This is a genomic window from Streptomyces sp. NPDC001002, from assembly GCF_053599215.1.
The window spans coordinates 1-23,077 of record NZ_JBSFLV010000114.1; the positions used below are offsets into that span (position 1 = coordinate 1).

Here is a 23,077-nt window from a genome sequence, read left to right on the forward strand (position 1 = left end):
ACTAAACTACACCCGCGTAAGACGCCGGTTGAGCCGGTGTCGAATGCCCGCTCACTCTACCTCATGCCTGGCCCCCGGCGCTGAAGCCGTGGGGCCAGGTGGCGTTTCGGAGGGTGGACGCGCGTGCGGCGGGCGGGAGTTGGGGCGTACGGTGGAGACGTGGAAGAGGGTCCGGGCGGGACCGGAGTGCCGCCTGGTGAGTCGTCTCTTTGATCCCGTAATGTGGCTTTTCGTCGTCAGGTCAGCAGCAGCCAGACGCGGCTCTTGGGGAAGGGACTCATGGACTTGATGGAGCGCACCGTCGTCCGTTGTGCGGACGGGCACGTGTTCAGCACCGCTTCGTTCCCGATGCAGCAGGCCGAGCGGCTCGGCCCCGGCCGGCTCGTGCGGTGTCCGCGGTGTGCCCGGCTCCGCAGTGTGGTGCCGGTCAGCCTTGAGAAGCAGTAAGCGGCAGTAGGGAAGCGACAAAGAAGCAGGCGCGCGGGTCCGTCCGATTGTGGTCGGTCCGCGCGTCTTGCGTATCCTCGGGGCGTGCTTCTCTCAGACAAGGACATCCGGGCCGAGATCGACTCCGGGCGAGTACGGATCGATCCCTACGACGAATCCATGGTGCAGCCGTCCAGTGTCGACGTGCGCCTCGACCGCTACTTCCGGGTGTTCGAGAATCACCGCTACCCCCACATCGACCCGTCCATCGAACAGGCGGATCTGACGCGGCTGGTGGAGCCCGAGGGCGACGAGCCGTTCATCCTCCACCCCGGGGAGTTCGTGCTCGCCTCGACGTACGAGGTCATCAGCCTCCCCGACGATCTCGCCTCGCGCCTGGAGGGGAAGTCCTCCCTCGGCAGGCTCGGCCTGGTCACCCACTCCACCGCCGGCTTCATCGACCCGGGCTTCTCCGGTCACGTGACCCTCGAACTCTCCAACCTCGCCACCCTCCCCATCAAGCTCTGGCCCGGCATGAAGATCGGCCAGCTGTGCATGTTCCAGCTCAGCTCGGCGGCGGAGTTCCCGTACGGGAGTGAGCGGTACGGCTCCCGCTACCAGGGGCAGCGCGGGCCCACCGCCTCCCGCTCCTTCCTCAACTTCCACCGGACGCAGGTGTGAGCATGAGCGACATACGGGAGAACCTGAGCTACGAGACGTTCGGCGTCGCCGTGCGCGAGCTCGCGCAGACCATCGCCGACGACGGGTACGAGCCCGACGTCGTCCTCAGCATCGCCCGCGGCGGCGTCTTCGTCGCCGGCGGGCTCGCCTACGCCCTGGACTGCAAGAACATCAGCCTCGTGAACGTCGAGTTCTACACGGGCGTAGGCACCACCCTCGAAATGCCCGTCATGCTCGCGCCCGTCCCGAACGTCATCGACTTCTCGGACAAGAAAGTCCTCATCACCGACGACGTCGCCGACACCGGCAAGACCCTCAAACTGGTCCGCGACTTCTGCCTCGACGCGGTCGCGGAGGTACGCAGCGCGGTCATCTACGAGAAGTCGCAGTCGCTGGTGAAGTGCGAGTACGTGTGGAAGCGGACGGACGAGTGGATCAACTTTCCGTGGAGCGTTTTGCCTGTAGTACGTAAGTCCGGCGAGCCGATCACTCCGTCGAAGGAAGCGCTCTGACCTGCACTCACCGCTTACCCGCGCGCTGAAGACGAACCAGGGCGCCGTTCCTCGATGGTTCATCGAGAGGCTCTTGGCCTATCCGAGCGAGGGGGTCATGCGGGCGTTTGCGGGTCTGAAGCCCTCTCCAGGAGAACGGGGGGATCAGGCGAGGTGGGCACGGTCACCTGTCTCTGGGCAGATCGAGTCAGGTGCGGTTCGCCTTGGCTTGCGTGCGGAGCTGCAACCACGTGAAACAGGAGCCGAGCCGAGTACCCACCACTCCTACCAAGGCTCCATAGACGGCTGCTCTCCCCTGATCCATAGGCGCATTCTCGTGCCTAGGGGAGGGCGCGATGGGAGTTTCACTCATGGTGACGGGCGATCGGCTCTTCCTCAGGCAACACCACACGGCGGTGCGCAGACCTGGAGGCATGGCCGCATCTTTATCAGCTCGATCATGGGGAACTGCCCGCCTGCGCCAACCCCAGGTGCGCCACTGGCAGTCGGTCGTCGAGGTTCGATCCTGACTGTCATCGTTCGCTGCTGTTGGTGCCAGCCGGTGATGTCATACATCAGTGGGCCGCTTGACGCCTCTCGCGATCAACAGTAGGGCGATGCGCTCAGCGCGCCACTGCATGACCCGCCAGGTACTCTGCCAACACCCATGAGGGTGCGCCAGCGCAGATGTCGCCCACAAAGTTGACAAGGGTAGTCATCCAGCCTCGAAGCCGAGACTGCCGGTTAGCGAACATAGTCGTCACCTCTTCCTGCGTAGAAACAGGCGTGTTGTCTGAGGTCGACCAGGAGCGGTGACGCACAACGAGCGCAAGCGTGCCAAGCAGCGCGGAACCTAGCAGTGCCGGGCTCAGCGCATCGCCAGCGCTAAGCATGCCACTGGGCTGACCGTCGTGGCAGCGATGTCACCGTGGGTTCAAATCCCGATGAGATCGACCCCTGACCAGCCAACTTGGTCGGGGGTTGTTCTCGTGTGGTCGCACCGTGATTGCCCGTAGTTCCCCGTGGCTTCCTGCTCGATCGGGCACGTGAGGGGCACGGTAGCCTCACGGCATGACCGCACAGCCACGGATCGGCTCCGTCTGGGCTCGACGCGTCCCGGATTACCCGCAGCACGACCGCGACTTTCGTGTGACTGGGGTGTTCACCAAGGGTGATGTCACCTACGTCGAGGTTGAGGATCTCGAAAGCGGCTCACTGAGCAGGGGACTGCTTGAGTACATGCTCGACTACGCGAAGCCCCTGACTGGCGGCGGTGGCACGGTGTACTGATCCTTGGCCTGGACCTCGTCGAGCCTTTCTTAACCCACCACTCAGGACGGGCTAGGAGCACCCCGCGCACGCCACACTCGGCCGGCACTCGCGAACGGCGCCCCCGCCATCTCGGAGCCTGAGCGCCCCCGCCGGAGGCTCGTTCTGACCGTTGCCGCTCTCTGCGGTGCTCGGCTCACGGCCTCCTGGCCCTATCCACGGGTGGGCGTGCGTCGGCGCAGCGCGGGCGGAGCGGAGCGCAGCCGGGGCTTGACGCAGGCTGCAAAGACCAAGGAGATCACCGTCTCGACTCTGCTTCAGCTCTTGCCTGATCTGGAGCGGCAGAGGGATGAGTTGAAGCTGGAACGGGCACGTCACAGCAAAGGTCGACAGCAGTCGAAGGAGAACAAGGAAGCGGTCTGAGCTGCGGCGGTTCTGAAGGCGGGAGAGAACCTCTCGCCGGCTCGGCGAGGGGTGGCCGGGGTGGCCCTGCCGGCCGCCGGTTCACAGCTCCACTCAGGTTCCGCCATCCGGCCCGTACGAGGATCATTCGCACCGTGGACGACGTGCGGGACGGTGTCATCGGTGTGTGGCGGGTCAGTTGGTCCGGCCGGGTCATGGGCTACGTGCTGGCCGCCGGGCCGGCTTGCGGGGCGTTGGTCGCCTGGTGGGGTGCGCTCTCTCACCTGGATGCGCAGTCTGTGGACTCCGCGGGGATCGCCACCGCTGTCGCGTCCGGGTTCGGCCTCTTCGCCTGGTGGGGGCTGTTGCGCGTGCGCCTGGAACTCACGGCGGACCTGATCGTCATGGTGAATCCCTGGGGTACTCAGCGTCTGCCATGGTCGCGGGTCAGCGCGGTGAGTCTCGGTAATTGGGGTGCGCGGTTCCACACGACGGACGGGTTCGTGTACACGGCGTACGCCCTGAGTGATCTGGCGGGTGGGACTCGGCAGGATGAGCGGTTCGGCGAGGTGCGGCGGGTCGTCGATGCTCAACTCCCCGGTGGGCAACGGTTTTGAGGTGCTTGGTCGAGGCGGGGCTCGGCCGTGGGTTCGCACGGCCCCGGGCCCCGTACGGGATCTTGAGGCCACGAGCAGGCCGTGGCAGGCTCATGCCGCATGATCGATGAATTCGCCAAGGACAACCTGCACCGGAGACTGCGGCGGGACCGCGAGGCGCTGCTCTGGAAACTCGACGGCGTGTCCGAATACGACGCACGCCGGCCTCTGACGGCAACCGGGACCAACCTCCTCGGCCTGGTCAAGCACGTGGCCTCCGTCGAGGCCAGGTACTTCGGCGAGGTCTTCGACCGCCCCTCCCCGGAACCGCTGCCACGGTGGCAGGACTACGACGGCAACAGCGATCTGTGGGCGGCCGAGGACGAGACCCGCGATCAGATCATCGCGTTCTACCGACGTACGTGGGAACACTCGGACGCGACGATCAACGAGCTTTCCCTCGACGCCCCCGGTCACGTGCCGTGGTGGTCGGAGCCCTCTCCCAACACGAACCTGTTCGCCATCGTGGTCCATGTCCTCGGCGAGACCATCCGGCACACCGGGCACGCCGACATCCTGCGCGAGGGCCTCGACGGCCGGACCGGGATGCGCGCCGAGTACGAGGCGCGGATCGACGAGGAAGCCCGTGCGGCCTACCGCGCGAAGATCGAGCGGGCCGCCAGGTCGGCCGCACCCATCGAGGCTTAGCGGTGGCTTGGAGGTTGGCTCAGGTGACTTGATGGTCGTTCGGCACGATGTCGGTCGTGGACACGGCCCGGGTTGTCAGTGGCTCTGGCTAGAGTTCTGAACGCGCGGTCGGCTTCCGAGGTGTCCAGCTCTGTAGAGCAGTTGCATCCCCGGTCCTGTCCGGGGGCGGCCCGGGAGCGACCCGGGACCCAACCGACGGTCGGGCTTCGTCGATGGCCAAGAGTGAGACCTGCCAGCGCCGACCGCGCACCAGTCGGCGTCGCATCGCGACCGCGCCCGCCGCTACGCCAGCCACGCCCCGTCGCGCATGACGACCCTCCCGCGTAGCTCCGGCTCGCCGCGCCATGCGCGGACCGTCCTCGGGACCACTCGTACGTACACAAAGGAACCCTCCTCCGCGCGTGGATCCCAGCCGAACTTGTCGGCGAACGCCTCCGCCGCCGCTCCGGGTACCTCCTGGTCCGGGAAGCACTCGGCCTCGCCCTGGAGGAGCAGCACGTCGAAGGTGTCCGGCAGTGCCAGGCGTACGCGCGGCTCCTCGCGTACGTTTCGCGCGGTCACGGACGTGGCGCCGGTGCACATCCACACCGCTCGCCCGTCCCACACGAACCACAGCGGCAGCTGGTGCGGCCCGTGATCGGGGTGTGCCGTCGACAGCCATACGTCCCGTTCGGCAGTGAGCCGCTCCAGAGCGTCGCGCACCCGCTCCGCCGTCCGGCGTCGAACGACTCCCGTGGTCTCCATGAGGACCGACCCTAGCCAGCGGGTGGGGAGCGCGCCTGAGGCGCGGGACCTACTCCCAGCGACCGATGCTGTCCAGGCGTTCACCCGGCGTGGCACCCTGCAGGGCGGGTATAGGCGTAGTGTTCCGAGCGAATCGAACATTTGATCGAACTGCGAGGGTCGTATGACGCACCGGAGTGCGGGGCCGTACATCCCGGATGATCCTGAGGACATGTCCGGACAGATTCGGGTGATCGTGCTTCCTCCGTCGCCGACGGGAGGTCGGCGGGTGCGTGTGGACGGGGAGATCCTCGGGTTGGCGCACAACGTGGTGGATCTCGCCGAGTTCCTCAGGCGGGCCGGGCTGGAGATCGATCCCGCGGAGGTGGCGCAGGTGTCCTGGATCGACTGGCGTGGGGTCGGGCCCGAGCAGTGGGGGCCCGAAGCGGATGCCTGAGGAGGATGCCTGAGGGGGATCGATGCCTGAGGGGATCAGACAGATGAGGGGCTCCCGGTGATCACCGGGAGCCCCTCATCCTCGTATCGCCGAAAATCAGAACGTGCCCAGCTTCACGATCGACAGCAGCGCGATCAGTTGGATCGCCGACGCGCCCAGGGCCTTCGGCCAGGGGAGGTCGTGGGAGCGGCTGACCATCATGGTGAGGAGGGCGCCCGCGGCCACCCATGTTGCCCAGCCCAGGAGTTGGACGAACGTGGCGTCGCCGCCGAGGAACATGGCGACGACCAGGCGGGGCGCGTCCGTGAGGGACATGATCAGCATGGAGAGGCCGACCGTGGGCTGCCAGGCGCCGTCGCCGCCGAGCTGGCGGGCCAGGGTGTGGGTGACCACGCCCAGGACGAAGGACGACAGGACCATCGCCACGGCCGTGGTCAGGACGATCGGGATGGCGTTCGACAGGGTGGCGTTTATCGCGTCCTTCCGCGCGCCGTCGAAGCCGAAGACCGCCAGCAGGCCGTAGAGGAACGTCACGATCAGGGCCGGGCCCCACATCGCGTAGTCCCGCATGCGCAGGAACGTCTGCTGGGGGGCGAGGAAGATGCCCCTCAGCAGGTCCTTCCAGTGCAGGCGCGGGCCGGTCGGGCCCGACGGGGCCGTCGAGCCGGCGTGGTACGTCCCGCCCTGGTTGTACGCGTCGCCCGGACCGCCCTGGTTGTACGGGGCCTCGCCGACCGAGAACGACTGGGTGTGGCCCGGGTTGTTCGCCGCGTACGGGTCCGGGTTGCCCTGCGGTGCGTACGCGCCGCCGTCGCCGAAGTACTCCGGCTCACCCTGATTGCCGTAACCGCCGGGGCCGCCGTGTCCGCCGTTCGGCTGCGGCCACTGGCCGCCGCCCCCGTTGCCGTACTGCTGCTGCCCGGGGTGGGGCTGCGGCGCGGGCGGGTAGCCGTACGCCGGTCTCTGCGGCGCCTGCTGTCCGTACGGGGGGTTTTGCGGTCGCGTGTGCGGAGCGCCGTTGTTTCTGCCGCCGCGTCCGATCCTGAATCCAGCCACGTTGTCGAACGTACCTGGTTCCGCCGGAACGCGTGTCGGGCCCGGCGCCCCGGAGCCGCCTTTGCTGCGGAGCTGTGACATCCCTTAGGGGGACCGTACCGGGCGCCCTAAGGGACGAAAGGGCAGACCAGGAGACGGATGGTCGGTCTCAGGGCGCGAGGAACTCCGACGTCGAGAAGGTGACCGTCGGCCGCCCCACGACCAACCCGTCCCCCTTCACCCCGGCATAGACCGCCACGGTGTCCTTCGTCTCGCTCCGATACGTCCGTACCACCAGGTCGGCCCGTCCGTCGCCGTCGAAGTCGGCCGCCGTGACGAGGCGGGTGGTGCCGTGGGCGGGCGGCTGGACGATGACCATGCCGGCCGTGGACAGGCCCGTCGTACGGCCCTTGAAGACGCGCAGGCGCGAGCCGCTGGAGACGAGTTCGCTGAGGCCGTCGCCGTCGAAGTCGGCCGCGTCGAGCACGGAACCGGCGGAGGCGAGGGTGGCGCGGGAGGGGTCGGGGAGGTCGTAGCGCAGGGCGGTCTCGCCCATACCGCCCACCGCCGCGTCCATCGCCTTGCCCTTGCCGAAGCGGCCTAGGGCCACGTCGATGCCCTCCGGCAGGACGACGCCGGTCTCGGCCGGGCCGTCCGGTCCGCCGAGGACGACCGCGGACTTGCCGGTGCCTTGAGCGGTACGGACCACCAGGTCGTCGTACCCGTCACGGTTCACGTCGGCGGCGGGACCGGTGGGCACCTCGCCCGGCGAGGGGACGGGTGCGCCGGCCTCCTTCGCGGCGCCCTTGCGCGTGAACGGGCCCCGCAGATAGGTGAGTCGACCGCCGGACGCGTGCAGGACCAGGTCCTTCTCGCCGTCCCCGTCGAAGTCGCCGCACACGGGCTGGTCGGCCCAGTCGTTGCCGAAGCGGGCGGCGGGCGGGACGACGAGGTGGACGGCACGGGCGGTCAGCCCGCCGGGGGAGCCGAAGAGGAGTTGGAGCGGTACCGGCGGCTGCCCCTGACCGTCGTAGGGCGGGTCGGTGGAGACGACGAGGTCGGTGAAGCCGTCGCCGTCCAGGTCGCAGCTCTCCTCCGCGTCGAAGACGGCGGGGAGTTGACCCTTCGTCGCCGCCGCCTGCTTCCTCGGACTGAGCAACTGGCGTGCCCCGGGCCGGAGTCCACGCGCACTGCCGTAGACGATGCCGATCCCGGGATCGTCGGCGTGCGCCTGGTCCTTCACCAAGTCGTTGAGCACGAGGTCACGGTGGCCGTCGCCGTTGAAGTCGTCGGGGGTCTTGCTGCCTTTGCCGCGCAGGATGGGGAGTTCGGCGGGGGCGTTGGCGATGGACACGGGGGTGTGGGAGGCGGAGCCGGAGTGGGTGTTCGTGCCCGGGCCGCAGGAGGCGAGGAGGAGGGTGCCGCAGAGGGCCGCCGTACACACAACACCTCTATGGGCGCGCACCGTTCACCTCGTCAGCATCTTTGACAACGATTGATCAATGATGCACGTGTTCGAGGCGGGGGGACAGCCCTGCGCAGGCTCAACCCCGCGCAGGCCCAACCTCCGGGCAGGCCCACTCCGTGGGTGCGTCAGGATGGGTCCATGAGCGTAGTCAAGATCAACGTACTGACCGTGCCCGCCGAGCAGCGTGAGCTCCTGGAGCAGCGGTTCGCCGCGCGGGGCGGCTCCGTGGCGGAGTCCGACGGCTTCGAGTGGTTCGAGCTGCTGCGGCCGGTCGAGGGGACGGACACGTACCTCGTCTACTCGCGGTGGCGGGACGAGGAGTCGTTCCAGGCGTGGCGGGACGGTTCGGCGAAGGCCGCCCACCAGGGCCCCGGCGAGGGCGAGGGCGGCGAGCGGCCGAAGCCCGCGGCCACCGGTGCGGAGCTGTGGGCGTTCGAGGTGGCGCAGCAGGTGGGGCCGAAGGACGCCTGACGGACACGGCCGTGTGAACACGACGGCGCCCCATGCCCGGCGAAGGCATGGGGCGCCGTGACGACTGTAGAAGCGCGCTCTCCGTGAGGCTCTTCCGGCGTTACTTCACCGGCTCCGGCTCCGGTGCGTCCGCCGTCTCCTCCTCGCCCGCCGGGTCGACCGGTGTGCGGACCGAGTCCAGGAGGAGCTGGGCGACATCGACGACCTGGATGGATTCCTTCGCCGAGCCGTCGTTCTTCTTGCCGTTGACGGAGTCCGTGAGCATGACCAGGCAGAACGGGCATGCCGTCGAGACGATGTCCGGGTTGAGGGAGAGGGCCTCGTCGACGCGCTCGTTGTTGATGCGCTTGCCGATCCGCTCCTCCATCCACATCCGCGCGCCGCCCGCGCCGCAGCAGAAGCCGCGTTCCTTGTGGCGGTGCATCTCCTCGTTGCGCAGGCCCGGGACACTGGCGATGATCTCGCGCGGAGGCGTGTAGATCTTGTTGTGGCGGCCCAGGTAGCACGGGTCGTGGTAGGTGATGATGCCCTCGACCGGCGTGACCGGGATCAACTTGCCCTCGTCCACCAGGTGTTGCAGCAGCTGGGTGTGGTGGATGACCTCGTAGTCGCCGCCGAGCTGCGGGTACTCGTTGCCGATGGTGTTGAGGCAGTGGGGGCAGGTCGCGACGATCTTCTTGGCGGACTTGGGCTTCGCCGACTCGGCAACCACCTTGCCGTCGTCGTCCAGCTCCTCGCCGAACGCCATGTTCAGTGCCATGACGTTCTCCATGCCGAGCTCCTGGAACAGGGGCTCGTTGCCCAGGCGCCGCGCCGAGTCACCCGTGCACTTCTCGTCGCCGCCCATGATCGCGAACTTGACGCCCGCGATGTGCAGCAGCTCCGCGAAGGCCTTCGTCGTCTTCTTGGCTCGGTCCTCCAGGGCGCCGGCGCAGCCGACCCAGTACAGGTACTCGACCTCGGTGAGGTCCTCGATGTCCTGGCCGACGACCGGCACCTCGAAGTCGACCTCCTTGGTCCACTCCAGGCGCTGCTTCTTGGCGAGCCCCCAGGGGTTGCCCTTCTTCTCCAGGTTCTTGAGCATCGTCCCGGCCTCGGAGGGGAACGCGCTCTCGATCATCACCTGGTAGCGCCGCATGTCGACGATGTGGTCGACGTGCTCGATGTCCACCGGGCACTGCTCGACGCAGGCGCCGCAGGTGGTGCAGGACCACAGGACGTCCGGGTCGATGACGCCGTTGTCCTCAAGAGTGCCGATCAGGGGGCGCTCGGCCTCGGCGAGAGCCGCCGCGGGGACGCCGGCCAGCTGCTCCTCGGACGCCTTCTCCTCGCCCTCCATGGACTTGCCGCCACCCGCGAGCAGGTAGGGCGCCTTGGCGTGCGCGTGGTCGCGCAGGGACATGATCAGCAGCTTCGGGGAGAGCGGCTTGCCCGTGTTCCAAGCCGGGCACTGCGACTGGCAGCGACCGCACTCGGTGCAGGTCGAGAAGTCCAGCAGGCCCTTCCACGAGAACTGCTCCACCTGCGATACGCCGAACACGTCGTCGTCGCCCGGGTCGGTGAAGTCGATCGGCTCGCCGCCCGAAGTCATCGGCAGCAGGGCGCCCAGCGAGGTCTCGCCCGTCGCGTTCCGCTTGAACCAGATGTTCGGGAACGCCAGGAAGCGGTGCCAGGCCACGCCCATGTCGGTCTTCAGGGCGACCGTGATCATCCAGATGAAGGAGGTCGCGATCTTCACGCCGGCGAAGAGGTACGTGAGGTTCTGGAGCGTGGTGACGTCCAGGTGCTCAAGGGCCGACACCACCGGGTACGAGATGAAGAAGGACGCCTCGTACGCGTCGACGTGGTGCTGGGCGCCTTCGAGCGCGTGCAGCATGAAGATGCAGACGCCGACGATGAGGATGACGGCCTCGACGAAGTACGCCTGGCCGAAGTTGGAGCCGGCGAAGCGGGACTTGCGCCCGGGCTTGTTCGGCTTGCTGAGCTGGCGGATCACGATCAGCGCGAGGATGCCGAGCACGGTCATCGTGCCGATGAACTCGACGAAGACGTTGTACGGCGCCCACTCGCCGATGACCGGCAGCAGCCAGTCGGCCTGGAAGAGCTGGCCGATGGCGTTGACGATCGTCAGCAGCAGCGAGAAGAAGCCCACCGCCACGAACCAGTGCGCGACACCGACGACGCCCCAGCGGTTCATCCGGGTGTGGCCGAGGAACTCCTTGGCCACGGTGACGGTGCGCTGCACCGGCTCGTCGGTCCGGGTGCCCGCGGGCACGTTCTGGCCGAGCCGCATGAAGGTGTAGATCTGCAGGACGGCGCGGGCGAACAGCGCCACACCGACCACGATCAGAACCAGCGACACGATGATCGCGGCGAGTTGCATTTCAGGGCTCCTCGGGCCTGCGAGGGGGTCTCCGAGCGGGATCGGAGCACATTACTAAGCGGTAACTTATGGAGTCCGTCTGAGACTACCCCCATCATCGGTCGCACTGTAGCCGGGCGTGCGGTGATCTGTGTCGCTGAGGGTTGCCTAAAGGACACCCCAAGCGCCCGTGACAATCCGAAACAATCTGAACGTGTTATTCGTACCAAATTGGTACATTCGCGCCTACGTTAGATCCGTGCTCTACGGGATCGTCGCCGCCACCACCGCCCTGTTCCTCGCCGCCGTCCTCACCGCGCTGCTGCGGGTGCCCGCCCTGCGCCTGGGCATCCTCGACCGGCGGCGACAGCGCCCGGTGCCGCTGTCCGGCGGGCCGGCGCTCGCGATCACCACCTGCCTGGTGGCCGCCGCCGGTGACTGGACGGGCGCGGCTCCCCTCGGTGCCGGCGTCGGCGAACTCCTCGTCGCGGGCGCCGCCGTCGCCGCGCTCGGGCTGGTCGCCGACGTACGGCGGGTCAAGGCGCGCGTGCTCGTCGCCGGTACGGCGGTGGCGGCGGCCTGCGTGGTGCCGTACGCGGAGACCGGGGTGATCGGCGGGGTGCTGGCGGTGGGCTGGATCGTGTTCGTCGCCATCGGGTTCTGGGCGTTGGACCATGCCGACGCGGTCGCGGGGACCGTCGGGGTGGTCACCGCCTTCGGGGTCGGCGCCTGTGCCGCGGCCGAGGTGATGGACGGGCTCGCGGTGCTGCTGAGCGTGCTGGCCGCCGCGCTGACCGGGTTCCTGATGCACAACTGGCATCCCGCGCGCGTGGCGCTCGGCGCGAGCGGGTCGCTGTTCACCGGGTTCGTGCTCGCCGCCGCGGCCGTGATCGCCCGCACCGGGCACGGGCTCGCTTCCAGCGCGGGGGTGCTGTTCGCGCTCACCGCCGTGGCGAGCGCCGACGTCGTCCTCGTACTGATGTCACGCAGATTTGCCGGACGGCCGTTGCTGCGCGGCGGGCCCGACCATCTCGCGCACCGGCTGCGGCGGCTCGGACTGACCGCGCAGGGGGCCGCCGTGCTGCTCGGGCTCGGGGCGTTCTCCTCGGTGCTCGTCGGCGTCCTCACGCACCTGGGATGGGTCGCGGAGTCCGGGGTGTTCTGGGTGGTGGCGGTGGCCCTGGTGGTCGTGTTCGCGCTGCTGCGGGTCTCTGTGTACGGTGCCAGGCGGCCCGTGTCCACGCAGGTCGGGGCCCGGTTGCGCGTAAGGAACGGATAAGAGTTGAGTCCCGGTGACTCAGGTCTGTTGACCGGGCGGCCGCCTTCATGCACACTTGAGTCCGTTCCACTCAAGTCAGCTGGAGGAAACCACCATGGCACGTGCGGTCGGCATCGACCTGGGCACGACTAACTCCGTCGTCAGCGTTCTGGAGGGCGGCGAGCCCACCGTCATCACCAACGCCGAGGGTGCCAGGACCACGCCGTCCGTCGTCGCCTTCGCGAAGAACGGCGAGGTGCTGGTCGGCGAGGTCGCCAAGCGTCAGGCGGTCACGAACGTCGACAGGACCATCCGCTCCGTGAAGCGCCACATGGGCACGGACTGGAAGATCGAGCTCGACGGGAAGCAGTTCAACCCGCAGCAGATGAGCGCCTTCATCCTGCAGAAGCTCAAGCGTGACGCCGAGTCCTACCTGGGCGAGAAGGTGACCGACGCGGTCATCACCGTCCCGGCGTACTTCAACGACTCCGAGCGCCAGGCGACCAAGGAGGCCGGCGAGATCGCGGGCCTGAACGTCCTGCGCATCGTCAACGAGCCCACCGCGGCCGCGCTGGCGTACGGCCTCGACAAGGACGACCAGACGATCCTCGTCTTCGACCTCGGTGGCGGCACCTTCGACGTGTCCCTGCTGGAGATCGGCGACGGCGTCGTCGAGGTCAAGGCCACCAACGGCGACAACCACCTCGGTGGTGACGACTGGGACCAGCGCGTCGTCGACTACCTGGTGAAGCAGTTCGCGTCCGGCCACGGTGTGGACCTGGGCAAGGACAAGATGGCCCTGCAGCGTCTGCGTGAGGCTGCCGAGAAGGCCAAGATCGAGCTGTCCAGCTCCACCGAGACCTCGATCAACCTGCCCTACATCACGGCGTCCGCCGAGGGCCCGCTGCACCTGGACGAGAAGCTCACCCGCGCCCAGTTCCAGCAGCTGACGGCCGACCTGCTGGAGCGCTGCAAGACGCCGTTCCACAACGTCATCAAGGACGCCGGCATCTCCATCAACGAGATCGACCACGTCGTCCTCGTCGGTGGCTCCACCCGTATGCCCGCCGTCGCCGAGATCGTCCGCGAGCTCACCGGCGGCAAGGACGCCAACAAGGGCGTCAACCCGGACGAGGTCGTCGCCATCGGCGCCGCCCTGCAGGCCGGTGTCCTCAAGGGTGAGGTCAAGGACGTCCTGCTCCTCGACGTGACCCCGCTGTCCCTCGGCATCGAGACCAAGGGAGGGATCATGACCAAGCTCATCGAGCGCAACACCACGATCCCGACCAAGCGTTCCGAGATCTTCACGACGGCCGAGGACAACCAGCCGTCGGTGCAGATCCAGGTCTACCAGGGCGAGCGCGAGATCGCGGCGTACAACAAGAAGCTCGGGATGTTCGAGCTGACCGGTCTGCCGCCGGCCCCGCGTGGCGTCCCGCAGATCGAGGTCGCCTTCGACATCGACGCCAACGGCATCATGCACGTGACCGCGAAGGACCTGGGCACGGGCAAGGAGCAGAAGATGACCGTCACCGGCGGCTCCTCGCTGCCGAAGGACGAGGTCGACCGGATGCGCCAGGAGGCCGAGAAGTACGCGGAGGAGGACCACGCCCGCCGCGAGTCCGCCGAGACCCGCAACCAGGGCGAGCAGCTCGTCTACCAGACCGAGAAGTTCCTCAAGGACAACGAGGACAAGGTCCCCGGTGACATCAAGACCGAGGTCGAGGCCTCCGTCGAGGAGCTGAAGGCCGCGCTCAAGGGCGAGGACACCGCCGAGATCCGCACCTCCACCGAGAAGGTCGCGGCCGTCTCGCAGAAGCTGGGCCAGGCCATGTACGCCGACGCCCAGGGTGCCCAGGCCGCCGGCGGGGCCTCCGCCGACGGCGGTGACGCCCCGAAGGCCGACGACGACGTCGTGGACGCGGAGATCGTGGACGACGAGCGCAAGGACGGTGCCGCGTGACGGAGGAGACCCCGGGCTTCGACGAGAAGCCCGACGTCCCCTCCGGCGCCACCCCCGAAGACGCCGAGCCGAAGGCCGCCTCCCCCTCCACGGGGGAGGGGGCGGCCCCGGCCGGGGACGCGAGTCTGCAGATCGCCGGTCTGACGGCCCAGCTGGACCAGGTGCGCAAGGCCCTTGAGGAGCGCACCGGAGACCTCCAGCGGCTGCAGGCCGAGTTCCAGAACTACCGCCGCCGTGTGGAGCGGGACCGGATCACCGTCAAGGAGATCGCCGTGGCGAACCTCCTGACCGAACTCCTGCCCGTGCTCGACGACATCGGCCGCGCGCGGGAACACGGAGAGTTCGTCGGCGGTTTCAAGTCCGTCGGGGAGTCGCTGGAGACCGTCGCGGCGAAGATGGGACTGCAGCAGTTCGGCAAGGAGGGCGAGCCCTTCGACCCGACCATCCACGAGGCCCTGATGCACTCGTACGCGCCGGACGTCACCGAGACGACCTGCGTGGCGATCCTGCAGCCCGGGTATCGCTTCGGCGAGCGCACCATCCGCCCCGCGCGGGTGGCCGTCGCCGAACCCCAGCCCGGGGCGCAGCCCGTCAAGGCCGAGGACGCCGAGGCCGATGACGAGAAGGACAACGGCCCTGAGGAGGGCTGACGTAGACACCGTACGAAAGGAGGGACGTCGAGGATGAGCACCAAGGACTTCATCGAGAAGGACTACTACAAGGTCCTCGGCGTCCCCAAGGACGCCACCGAGGCCGAGATCAAGAAGGCGTACCGGAAGCTCGCCCGCGAGTTCCACCCGGACGCCAACAAGGGCAACGCCAAGGCGGAGGAGCGCTTCAAGGAGATCTCCGAGGCGAACGACGTCCTCGGCGACCCCAAGAAGCGCAAGGAGTACGACGAGGCCCGCACCCTCTTCGGCAACGGCGGCTACCGCCCCGGACCGGGCGGCGCGGGCGGCGGCAACTTCAACTTCGACCTGGGCGACCTCTTCGGAGGCGGCGCCCAGGGCGGTGGCGGCGGTCAGGGCGCCGGCGGCTTCGGCGGCGGACTCGGAGACGTCTTCGGGGGCCTGTTCAACCGCGGCGGCACGGGCACGACCCGTACCCAGCCGCGGCGCGGCCAGGACATCGACACCGAGGTCAGCCTCAGCTTCACCGAGGCGATCGAGGGCGCGACGGTCCCGCTGCGCATGTCCTCGCAGGCCCCCTGCAAGGCCTGTTCGGGCACCGGCGACGCGAACGGCAACCCTCGGGTCTGCCCGACCTGCGTCGGCACCGGCCAGGTGGCCCGGGGTTCGGGCGGCGGCTTCTCGCTCACCGACCCCTGCCCCGACTGCAAGGGCCGCGGCCTGATCGCCGAGACCCCCTGCGAGGTCTGCAAGGGCAGCGGCCGGGCCAAGTCCTCCCGGACCATGCAGGTCCGTATCCCCGCCGGAGTGGCGGACAGCCAGCGGATCCGGCTGCGCGGCAAGGGCGCACCGGGCGAGCGCGGCGGTCCGGCCGGCGACCTGTACGTCACCGTGCACGTCGACGCCCACCCGGTCTTCGGCCGCAGGGACGACAACCTCACGGTGACCGTGCCGGTGACGTTCTCCGAGGCGGCACTCGGCGGCGAGGTCAGGGTCCCCACCCTGGGCGGACCGCCGGTCACCCTGAAGCTGCCGCCGGGCACGCCGAACGGCCGCACCATGCGCGCCCGCGGCAAGGGCGCGGTCCGCAAGGACGGCACCCGCGGGGACCTGCTGGTCACCGTAGAGGTGAGTGTCCCGAAGGACGTGACGGGGAAGGCTCGTGACGCACTGGAGGCGTACCGAGAGGCGACCGCGGGCGAGGACCCGCGGGCGGAGCTGTTCCAGGCCGCGAAGGGAGCATGAGAGAGATGGACGGCCGTCGACGCAACCCGTACGAGCTGACCGAGGAGACCCCGGTCTACGTCATCTCGGTGGCGGCCCAGCTCTCCGGCCTGCACCCGCAGACACTGCGCCAGTACGACCGCCTCGGCCTGGTCTCCCCGGACCGCACGGCCGGGCGCGGTCGCCGCTACTCGGCCCGCGACATCGAACTGCTGCGCACCGTCCAGCAGTTGTCGCAGAACGAGGGCATCAACCTGGCCGGCATCAAGCGCATCATCGAGCTGGAGAACCAGGTGGTCGCGCTCCAGCAGCGCGTCGCCGAGCTCCAGTCGGCGGTCGACGGCGCGGCGGCGGCGATGCAGCAGCGCGAGGCCGCGGTGCACGCGTCCTACCGGCGCGACCTGGTGCCGTACCAGGAGGTGCAGCAGACCAGCGCGTTGGTGGTGTGGCGGCCCAAGCGGCAGCCCGAGTAGTCACCGTCTGGCGAGGGGCCCGGAGATTTCTCCGGGCCCCTCTCGCATGCCGTCACGGCTCCAGAATCGCCCAGTCCGCCCCGGGTGCCGACTCCGTGCCATCCGCGTACAGCGCGGTCACCCAGTAGTGGTGGGTGGTGCCGCGGGCGGCGGTGGTGTCGGCGTAGGAGAGCTCCGTGGTGGTCGCCAGCTTCTCGTACGCCTCGGTGGCCGGGTTCCAGCGGTAGACCCGGTAGCCCGTCGCCGAGTCGACCGTGTTCCATCCCAGGTCGACGCCCGAGTCGGACGCGGCCGCCGTCAGACCGACCGGTGAGTCCTCCGGGGTCGTGACCGACGGGGTCAGGTCCAGTTCGTCGACCGTGACGGCGTACACGGGACCCGACGACCACCTCGTGGAGTTGCCCGCGGTGTCGACCGCGGCCACGAAGTAGCAGCGGTGGTCCCCGTCGGGCAGAGTCACGTCCGTGTAGCGCGAGGTGGACGGGGACAGCCATGCCCACTCCGACATGGAGCAGACCTGGTCCTCGCCCTCCTCGCCGAGGACCGTGCCCCGGTAGACCGCGTACCGGGCCAGATCGGGCTCGGTGTTGTCGGCCCAGTCCAGCTCGATGCCGTACTCCGTGGCCGTCGCGGTCAGCCCGGTCACCGGGGCCGGCGCCTTGTCCGAGGCGAGCGGGGTGACGGTGACCGTCGCGGAGGGGAGGGAGACGGCGTGCGCCTGGTCCTCCGTGGTCACCGCGTAGTGGTACGTGGTGTCCCCGTCCGCCGAGTAGTCGCCGCAGCTGTACCGCCGTGATCCGTCGGCGCGTTCGCTGTACGTCGTGGTGCACGTCACCGGCGTGCCGGACGTGCTCACCGGCAGGGTCGTCGAGCGGTACACGTGGAAGGTGAGGACGCGCGCGTCCTCCTGCTTCACCGTCCAGGACAGCAGCGCGGCCCCGATGTCCGCCGTCGCCTTGAGGTCGCGCGGCGCGGCGGGCGGCCGGTGCGCGCTCACGGTGTCGGTGTACGGGGAGAGATGACCGGAGCCGTCCACCGCGGCGACCTTGTAGGCGTACGTGGAGACCCGGTCGACCGTGTCGTCGCCGAGGTGGTTCGAGTTGACGTCGGTGACCTTGTCGGCGCCGCCCGGATTGGTGCGCACCACGCGGTACTTGACCGCGCCCGGCACCGCCCGCCAGGACAACTCGGCCGCGGTGTCCGTGACCGAGGAGGCGAGGCCGGACGGCGCGGTGAGCGTGATGCTGGTGATCAACTGGTCGGCGGTACCGGCCGATTCGTTGCCCGCCTTGTCGTACGCGCGCACCTCGTAGTAGTAGCCAGCGCCCGTCGCGGGCGGGGTGTCCGTGTACGAGGTGGCGGTCGTGCCGGCCAGCCGGGTCCAGCTCGTGCTGTCCCGCAGCCGCCGGTAGACCCGGTAACCCGCGAGATCCATCTCGACGTTCTTGCCCCAGCTCAGCTTCGCCTTGTTGCTCGCGGTGTCGTACGACACCAGCGGGTCCTTGGGCGTGAGGGGCTTGACCTTGTCGACGGTGGCCGAAGTGCGGGGCGTGTACGTGAACTTGACCTTGGCGGCGCCGGTCCAGTTGACGTGGTCGATCCGCAGGGTGTGCGTGCCCTTGGGGATCGTCACGTTGACGCTCTTGCTCACGGCCTTGGAGGTGTTCTTCCACAGGTCGACCTTGCGGACGCCGTCGACGTACACCCGGATCCCGTCGAGCCCGGAGGCGGTGAGCGCGAAAGGCCCGCCCGAGCCGAAGTCGCGGGTCACGCTCCAGCGCACGCCGAAGTTGTCCTTCGGGAGGCCGGCGGCGGGCGCGCCGCTCCAGCTCTCGTCGATCGCGCTGTCGCAGTCCGTCTTCTTCGGGGTGCCCTTGAAGGTGGTGTTCGCGAAGAACTGCCGCTTGTAGACGGGGGAGTTGCAGCTCGTGGCGGCGGAGGCGGCCGGGGCGACGGCGGTGAGCAGGCCGCCCGCGGTCGCGACGACGACGGTGGAGGCCAGCACGGAGTGCATGGTCGGGTTCCTCATGTCACACCCCGCTCGGCAGGGTCACGGTGTAGTCGACGTTCGTGAAGGTCTCCGTGCCGTCGGCGGCGACCACCGAGGCGACGAAGTGGTGGGTGGTGCCCCGCGGCGCGGTCCTGTCCGTGTAGTAGCTGGTGGTCGTCGCCAGGGGTACGTCGTTCAGCCGGACGTAGGTGCCCGACTCGCGGTCCCACCGGTACACGTTGATCCCGAGGGCGTCGGCGGCGACGCCCTCGCAGTCGAGGTCCAGCACGGAGTCGCCCGCGGTGTTGTCGTAGGCGTAGAGGTCGCAGACCGAGGTGTTCGCGGGGATCACCGTCGGGGTGAGGTCGAGCTCGGTGACGGCGACCGTGGACACTTCCTGGCTCCAGGGGGCGACGTCCGGGTCGTTCGAGTCCTCGTAGGTACGGGAGTTGCCGTAGATGTCGAAGGCGACGACGACGTACTGGGTGCTCTCGCCGTCCGCCCGCTCGGGGCCGACGAGGTACTCGGAGGTGGCCGCGTCCACGGTGCCGAGGTACTCGGGGGTGTCCCACTGCGTCGGCTTCTCGAAGATCTCGTACTTGGCGAGGTCCGTCGCCGTGCTGTCGTCCCAGTCCAGTTGGACGCCATACTCCAGGGGCCGCGCGGTCAGGCCGGTCACGTTGGGCGGCGGGATCTCGTCGCCGGGGCGGGTCACGGTCATCTCGGCGGAACCCAAGGACCAGCGGCCCGCGGTGTTCTTCCGGATCATCGTGTAGTGGTACGTGACGCCCCGGTCGCCGTCATGGTCGACGCAGCTGCGGACCGTGTTGCCGGCCGCGTCCCTGCTGGCCTTGCGGCTGCTGCAGTCGGTGAGGTTCGCGTAGGTGATCTGCACCGGGGAGGTCTTCGAGCGGTACACCCGGTAGTCGGCGGTGTCGCCGCCCGGTGCCTCGGTCCAGGTGAACATCGCGCCGTAACCGGGCACCGTCGCCGTCACGTTCTGCGGCGGGAGGATGGACCGGGTCGAGCGGACGGCGGCGGAGCGCGCGGTGTTCCCGGCCCTGTCGACGGCGGTGACCACGTAGTCGTAGGACTCGCCGTACGACGCCTCGGTGTCGGCGTACGTGGTGGTGGCCGCGGCGGTCTCGTCGATCTGGGTGTAGGAGGTCTCGGTGCTCGGCTTGCGCAGGATCCGGTACTTGGCCGCGTCCGAAGGACCGGTCCAGGACAGGTTGTTGGCGGCCTCGACGCCCTCCGCGGTGACGACGGGCTTGGCGGGCGCGGTCGTGTCCCACGTGGAGATCGGGCCCAGGTCCTCGGTGCCGGCCGATTCGTTGCCGGCCTTGTCGTACGCGCGGACCTCGTAGTAGTACGACTCACCCGTGGCCGGCGGGGCATCGGTGTGGCTGCGGGCGGTGGTCGTGGCCACCTTGGTCCAGGTGCCGGAGCCCTTCACCCGCCGGTAGAGGCGGTAGCCGGCGAGGTCCATCTCCTTGTTCGCCGACCACGTGACCTTGCCGGAGGAGACGAACTCCTCGTCGAGGAACTCGACCTCGGCGCTCTTCGGGACGAGCGGCTTGACCTTGTCGACGCTCGCCGAAGTCCTGGGCGTGTAGCCGACCTTGACCTTCGCGGCGCCGGTCCAGTTCACGTAGTCGATCCGCAGGGTGTGCCTGCCCTTGGGGATCGTCACGTTGACGGTCTTGGTGCGCGAACCCGTGGTGTTGGACCAGAGGTTGATCTTGCGGCTGTCGTCCAGGTAGACGCGGATGCCGTCGGTCGCGGTGGCGGTGAGCGCGAAGGGCCCGCCGGAGCCGAAGTCTCGGGAGACGGTCCAGCGCGCGGCGAAGTTGTCCTTCGGGAGGCCGGCGGCGGGCGCGCCGCTCCAGCTCTCGTCGATCGCGCTGTCGCAGCCGGTCTTCTTCGGGGTGCCCTTGAAGGTGGTGCTGGCGAACAACTGCCGTTTGTAGACCGGCGAGGCGCAGGTCGTGGCGGCGGAGGCGGGGGCGGCGGACACGGTGAGCAGAGTGGTCGCCGTGGTCAGCGCGACGGCTGCCGCGGTCGCGGCGGTCGTGCGTCTGGCTGGGTTCATTCGGTCCTCTGAGCGAAAGCGGAACGGAGGTTTGGGCCTTCGTGATCACGACTCGCGAGGAATCGGCTTGGTTGTACGGATCTTTGCCCGCACTTTGTGGAGTTCCGCATGGAGGGCTTGCGGAGTACGTCGGGAGGCGGTTGCACGAGTGCTTCACATGCACAACAGAGAGTGGTGTTGCGCACTCGTTAAGTGGTTCCGCTTGACGGCCGGGGTCGCGCACGCGTTGGCTTTTCAGTCACCTGGGTCGCACAGCTGCGGCCGTGTTCGGAAGGCACCAGAAGTGAGCTCCCCAATGCGTCCCACGCGTCGAATAGCCATCGCCGTTGCAGCGTCCACCATGACCTTCTCGCTGGCCGCCTGCGGTGTGCTGAACGCGTCGTCGGACGGCAGCTCGGCCAGCCCGACGAAGGGCAACGACGTGACGATCGGTCTGCTCCTGCCGGAGACGGCCAACACCCGTTACGAGGACTTCGACTACCCGATCATCAAGGAGAAGGTCGCCAGCCTCACGAACAAGCAGGGCAAGGTCGACTACGCCAACGCCGACCAGGACGCGGACAAGCAGGCCACGCAGATGCAGCAGATGATCGACAAGAAGGTCGACATCATCCTGCTGGACGCGGTCGACTCGCACGCGATCGCCGGCGAGGTGACGAAGGCCAAGGACGCCGGCATCCCGGTCATCGCCTACGACCGGCTCGCCGAGGGCCCCATCGACGCGTACATCTCCTTCGACAACGAACTGGTCGGCGAGGTCCAGGGCCGGTCCCTGCTCGACGCGTTGGGGTCGGACGCCAGCACGTCCGACAAGATCGTCATGATGAACGGCTCGCCCACCGACCCGAACGCCAAGCAGTTCAAGGCGGGCGCGCTGTCCGAGCTCAACGGCAAGGTGACGATCGCCAAGTCCTACGACACCAAGGACTGGAAGCCGGAGAACGCGCAGGCCAACATGGCCGCCGCGATCCAGGAGATCGGCAAGGGCAACATCGCCGCGATCTACTCCGCCAACGACGGCATGGCGGGCGGCATCGTCAAGGCGCTCGACGCGGCCGGCGTGACCAACCCGCCGCCCATCACCGGCCAGGACGCCGAACTCGCCGCCGTGCAGCGGATCGTGGCCGGCGAGCAGTACATGAGCGTCTACAAGTCCTACCCGCAGGAGGCCGAGGCCGCCGCGCAGATGGCCGTGGCCAAGGTCCAGGGCCACGACATCCAGTTCGACGCCCTCACCCAGGACAGCGTCGACAGCCCCACCAACAAGGAGATCCCGGCCCAGCTCGTCACGGTGACCGCCCTGACGAAGAAGAACATCAAGTCGACGGTCATCGCGGACGGCATCTACAAGACCTCCGACATCTGCACGTCGAAGTACAGCGCGGACTGCGAGGCGATCGGCCTCAAGTAGGCCGTCGAGCAGGCCTTCTGACAGGTCTTCAAGCAGGCGCGGTGGGGCGGGGCGGCGAGCAGTGTGCCGTCCCGCCCTCGCGCGCCCGCCCGCAGGACCTCCCTCTCACGCCACCCGCGTGAACTCCACCAACACGTCCGGCGGGCCGCCCGCCACGCCCCGGTAGATGCCCTTGTGCGGGGTGACGTCGTCGTAGTCGCGGCCCCGGGCGACGACGACGTGGGACTCGTCGGGGCGGGTGCGGTTGGTGGGGTCGTAGCCGGACCAGTCGCCGGCCCAGTACTCGATCCAGGCGTGGCTCTGGCCGGCCACGGGGCGGTGGAGTTCGGCGTCGGGCTCCGGGTGGAGGTAGCCGGAGACGTAGCGGGCCGGGAGGCCGACGCCCCGGAGCATGGCGAGGGTGAGGTGGGTGATGTCCTGGCAGACGCCGGCGCCCTGTTCCCAGGCCTCGGCGGGTGAGGTGTTCACGCTCGTCGCGCCGGGGAGGTAGGAGACCTGGTCGGCGACGAGGGAGGAGACCGCGACGGCCGTCGCGTGCGGGTCGAGGCCGGCCGCCGCCTCCTTCGCCTTGTCGAGGAGCGGCGCCGGGATCGTCGTACGAGACGTCGGGCCCGCGTACTCCAACAGGCGGGAGCCGGAGGTGTGTTCGGCCAGTTCCGGCCAGGTGGGCGGGGTGGGGAGCGGGCCCTGCGGGGAGGTCTCCACCAGGCTGGACGCGGTGATCGTGAGGTCCGCGTGCGGGTCCATCAGGTCGAAGCCGGTGACCTGGGTGCCCCAGTAGTCCCAGTACGACCAGGTGGCCGCGGCCGGGCTGACCGTGACCCGGGCGTCCAGGGTGGTCTGGCCCGGCAGCGTCAGCGGGGTCATACGGACCTCGTTGTGCGAGGACGCGGCCGGCTGGGCGTACGCGACGCGCGTGACGTGCCGGATGCGGAGGCGGCGAGCCAT

At 68.8% G+C, this 23,077-nt stretch carries 20 protein-coding genes; 13 read left to right on the forward strand and 7 right to left on the reverse strand.

The window, feature by feature from the left end:
* Positions 1-531: 531 nt before the first annotated feature.
* The 5 genes from dcd (at position 532) to ACWDR3_RS35760 (ending at position 4,573) form a co-directional block, all read left to right on the forward strand.
* A complete protein-coding gene (gene dcd, locus ACWDR3_RS35740) occupies positions 532-1,107 on the forward strand; it encodes a dCTP deaminase (RefSeq protein ID WP_123998783.1) in 576 nt (191 codons plus the stop codon).
* A gap of 2 nt (positions 1,108-1,109) precedes the next feature.
* Positions 1,110-1,619: a phosphoribosyltransferase gene (locus ACWDR3_RS35745; RefSeq protein WP_450356727.1), complete on the forward strand. Its 510-nt coding sequence runs from the start codon at positions 1,110-1,112 to the stop codon at positions 1,617-1,619.
* A 1,050-nt stretch (positions 1,620-2,669) separates the two neighbouring features.
* Positions 2,670-2,888: a hypothetical protein gene (locus ACWDR3_RS35750; RefSeq protein ID WP_450356728.1), complete on the forward strand. Its 219-nt coding sequence runs from the start codon at positions 2,670-2,672 to the stop codon at positions 2,886-2,888.
* A 536-nt stretch (positions 2,889-3,424) separates the two neighbouring features.
* Positions 3,425-3,886: a hypothetical protein gene (locus ACWDR3_RS35755; RefSeq protein ID WP_450356729.1), complete on the forward strand. Its 462-nt coding sequence runs from the start codon at positions 3,425-3,427 to the stop codon at positions 3,884-3,886.
* A 99-nt stretch (positions 3,887-3,985) separates the two neighbouring features.
* Positions 3,986-4,573 (forward strand): DinB family protein, encoded by a 588-nt coding sequence (locus ACWDR3_RS35760; RefSeq protein WP_450356730.1) that lies wholly within the window; start codon positions 3,986-3,988, stop codon positions 4,571-4,573.
* 282 nt (positions 4,574-4,855) lie between these two features.
* Here the strand turns inward: ACWDR3_RS35760 and ACWDR3_RS35765 are convergent, their stop codons facing one another.
* Positions 4,856-5,317, reverse strand: a complete 462-nt coding sequence (locus tag ACWDR3_RS35765; RefSeq protein ID WP_450356731.1) for a pyridoxamine 5'-phosphate oxidase family protein — start codon at positions 5,315-5,317, stop codon at positions 4,856-4,858.
* A gap of 211 nt (positions 5,318-5,528) precedes the next feature.
* Between ACWDR3_RS35765 and ACWDR3_RS35770 the strand changes: the two genes are divergently transcribed.
* Positions 5,529-5,753, forward strand: coding sequence for a hypothetical protein (locus tag ACWDR3_RS35770; protein WP_450356732.1), 225 nt, complete (start codon positions 5,529-5,531; stop codon positions 5,751-5,753).
* A gap of 96 nt (positions 5,754-5,849) precedes the next feature.
* Here the strand turns inward: ACWDR3_RS35770 and ACWDR3_RS35775 are convergent, their stop codons facing one another.
* Positions 5,850-6,890: a Yip1 family protein gene (locus ACWDR3_RS35775; protein ID WP_450356733.1), complete on the reverse strand. Its 1,041-nt coding sequence runs from the start codon at positions 6,888-6,890 to the stop codon at positions 5,850-5,852.
* A 67-nt stretch (positions 6,891-6,957) separates the two neighbouring features.
* On the reverse strand, positions 6,958-8,253 hold the full coding sequence (locus ACWDR3_RS35780; RefSeq protein WP_450356734.1) for an FG-GAP repeat domain-containing protein: 1,296 nt from the start codon (positions 8,251-8,253) through the stop codon (positions 6,958-6,960).
* A gap of 141 nt (positions 8,254-8,394) precedes the next feature.
* Here ACWDR3_RS35780 and ACWDR3_RS35785 point away from each other — a divergent pair, with 141 nt between their 5' ends.
* On the forward strand, positions 8,395-8,727 hold the full coding sequence (locus ACWDR3_RS35785) for an antibiotic biosynthesis monooxygenase family protein (RefSeq protein WP_450356735.1): 333 nt from the start codon (positions 8,395-8,397) through the stop codon (positions 8,725-8,727).
* A 100-nt stretch (positions 8,728-8,827) separates the two neighbouring features.
* Here ACWDR3_RS35785 and ACWDR3_RS35790 read toward each other — a convergent pair whose 3' ends face one another.
* Positions 8,828-11,110, reverse strand: coding sequence for a (Fe-S)-binding protein (locus ACWDR3_RS35790; protein WP_450356736.1), 2,283 nt, complete (start codon positions 11,108-11,110; stop codon positions 8,828-8,830).
* 238 nt (positions 11,111-11,348) lie between these two features.
* On the opposite strand from ACWDR3_RS35790, the gene ACWDR3_RS35795 reads away from it, so the two are divergent.
* From ACWDR3_RS35795 to ACWDR3_RS35815, 5 genes are all read left to right on the forward strand, one after another.
* Complete coding sequence (locus ACWDR3_RS35795; RefSeq protein WP_450356737.1) at positions 11,349-12,368, forward strand: MraY family glycosyltransferase; 1,020 nt, start codon at positions 11,349-11,351, stop codon at positions 12,366-12,368.
* Positions 12,369-12,462: 94 nt separating this feature from the next.
* Complete coding sequence (gene dnaK / locus ACWDR3_RS35800) at positions 12,463-14,310, forward strand: molecular chaperone DnaK (protein ID WP_401719375.1); 1,848 nt, start codon at positions 12,463-12,465, stop codon at positions 14,308-14,310.
* The gene (gene grpE / locus ACWDR3_RS35805; RefSeq protein WP_450356738.1) at positions 14,307-14,960 is read left to right on the forward strand and encodes a nucleotide exchange factor GrpE; all 654 of its coding nucleotides are present in this window, start codon (positions 14,307-14,309) and stop codon (positions 14,958-14,960) included. Before dnaK ends, grpE begins: the two co-directional genes overlap by 4 nt.
* A 33-nt stretch (positions 14,961-14,993) precedes the next feature.
* Positions 14,994-16,184: a molecular chaperone DnaJ gene (dnaJ, locus tag ACWDR3_RS35810; protein ID WP_450356739.1), complete on the forward strand. Its 1,191-nt coding sequence runs from the start codon at positions 14,994-14,996 to the stop codon at positions 16,182-16,184.
* Positions 16,185-16,189: 5 nt separating this feature from the next.
* Entirely contained in the window at positions 16,190-16,636 is a 447-nt protein-coding gene (locus ACWDR3_RS35815) for a heat shock protein transcriptional repressor HspR (protein WP_450356741.1), read from the forward strand.
* Between the two features lie 52 nt (positions 16,637-16,688).
* Here ACWDR3_RS35815 and ACWDR3_RS35820 read toward each other — a convergent pair whose 3' ends face one another.
* On the reverse strand, positions 16,689-18,650 hold the full coding sequence (locus tag ACWDR3_RS35820) for a PA14 domain-containing protein (protein ID WP_450356742.1): 1,962 nt from the start codon (positions 18,648-18,650) through the stop codon (positions 16,689-16,691).
* 16 nt (positions 18,651-18,666) lie between these two features.
* Positions 18,667-20,718, reverse strand: coding sequence for a fibronectin type III domain-containing protein (locus ACWDR3_RS35825; protein ID WP_450356743.1), 2,052 nt, complete (start codon positions 20,716-20,718; stop codon positions 18,667-18,669).
* Positions 20,719-21,013: 295 nt separating this feature from the next.
* Between ACWDR3_RS35825 and ACWDR3_RS35830 the strand changes: the two genes are divergently transcribed.
* Positions 21,014-22,129 carry a sugar ABC transporter substrate-binding protein gene (locus ACWDR3_RS35830; RefSeq protein ID WP_450356744.1) on the forward strand — a complete coding sequence of 372 codons (1,116 nt, stop codon included), beginning with the start codon at positions 21,014-21,016 and terminating at the stop codon, positions 22,127-22,129.
* 105 nt (positions 22,130-22,234) lie between these two features.
* Here the strand turns inward: ACWDR3_RS35830 and ACWDR3_RS35835 are convergent, their stop codons facing one another.
* Positions 22,235-23,077: a transglutaminase family protein gene (locus ACWDR3_RS35835; protein WP_450356745.1), complete on the reverse strand. Its 843-nt coding sequence runs from the start codon at positions 23,075-23,077 to the stop codon at positions 22,235-22,237.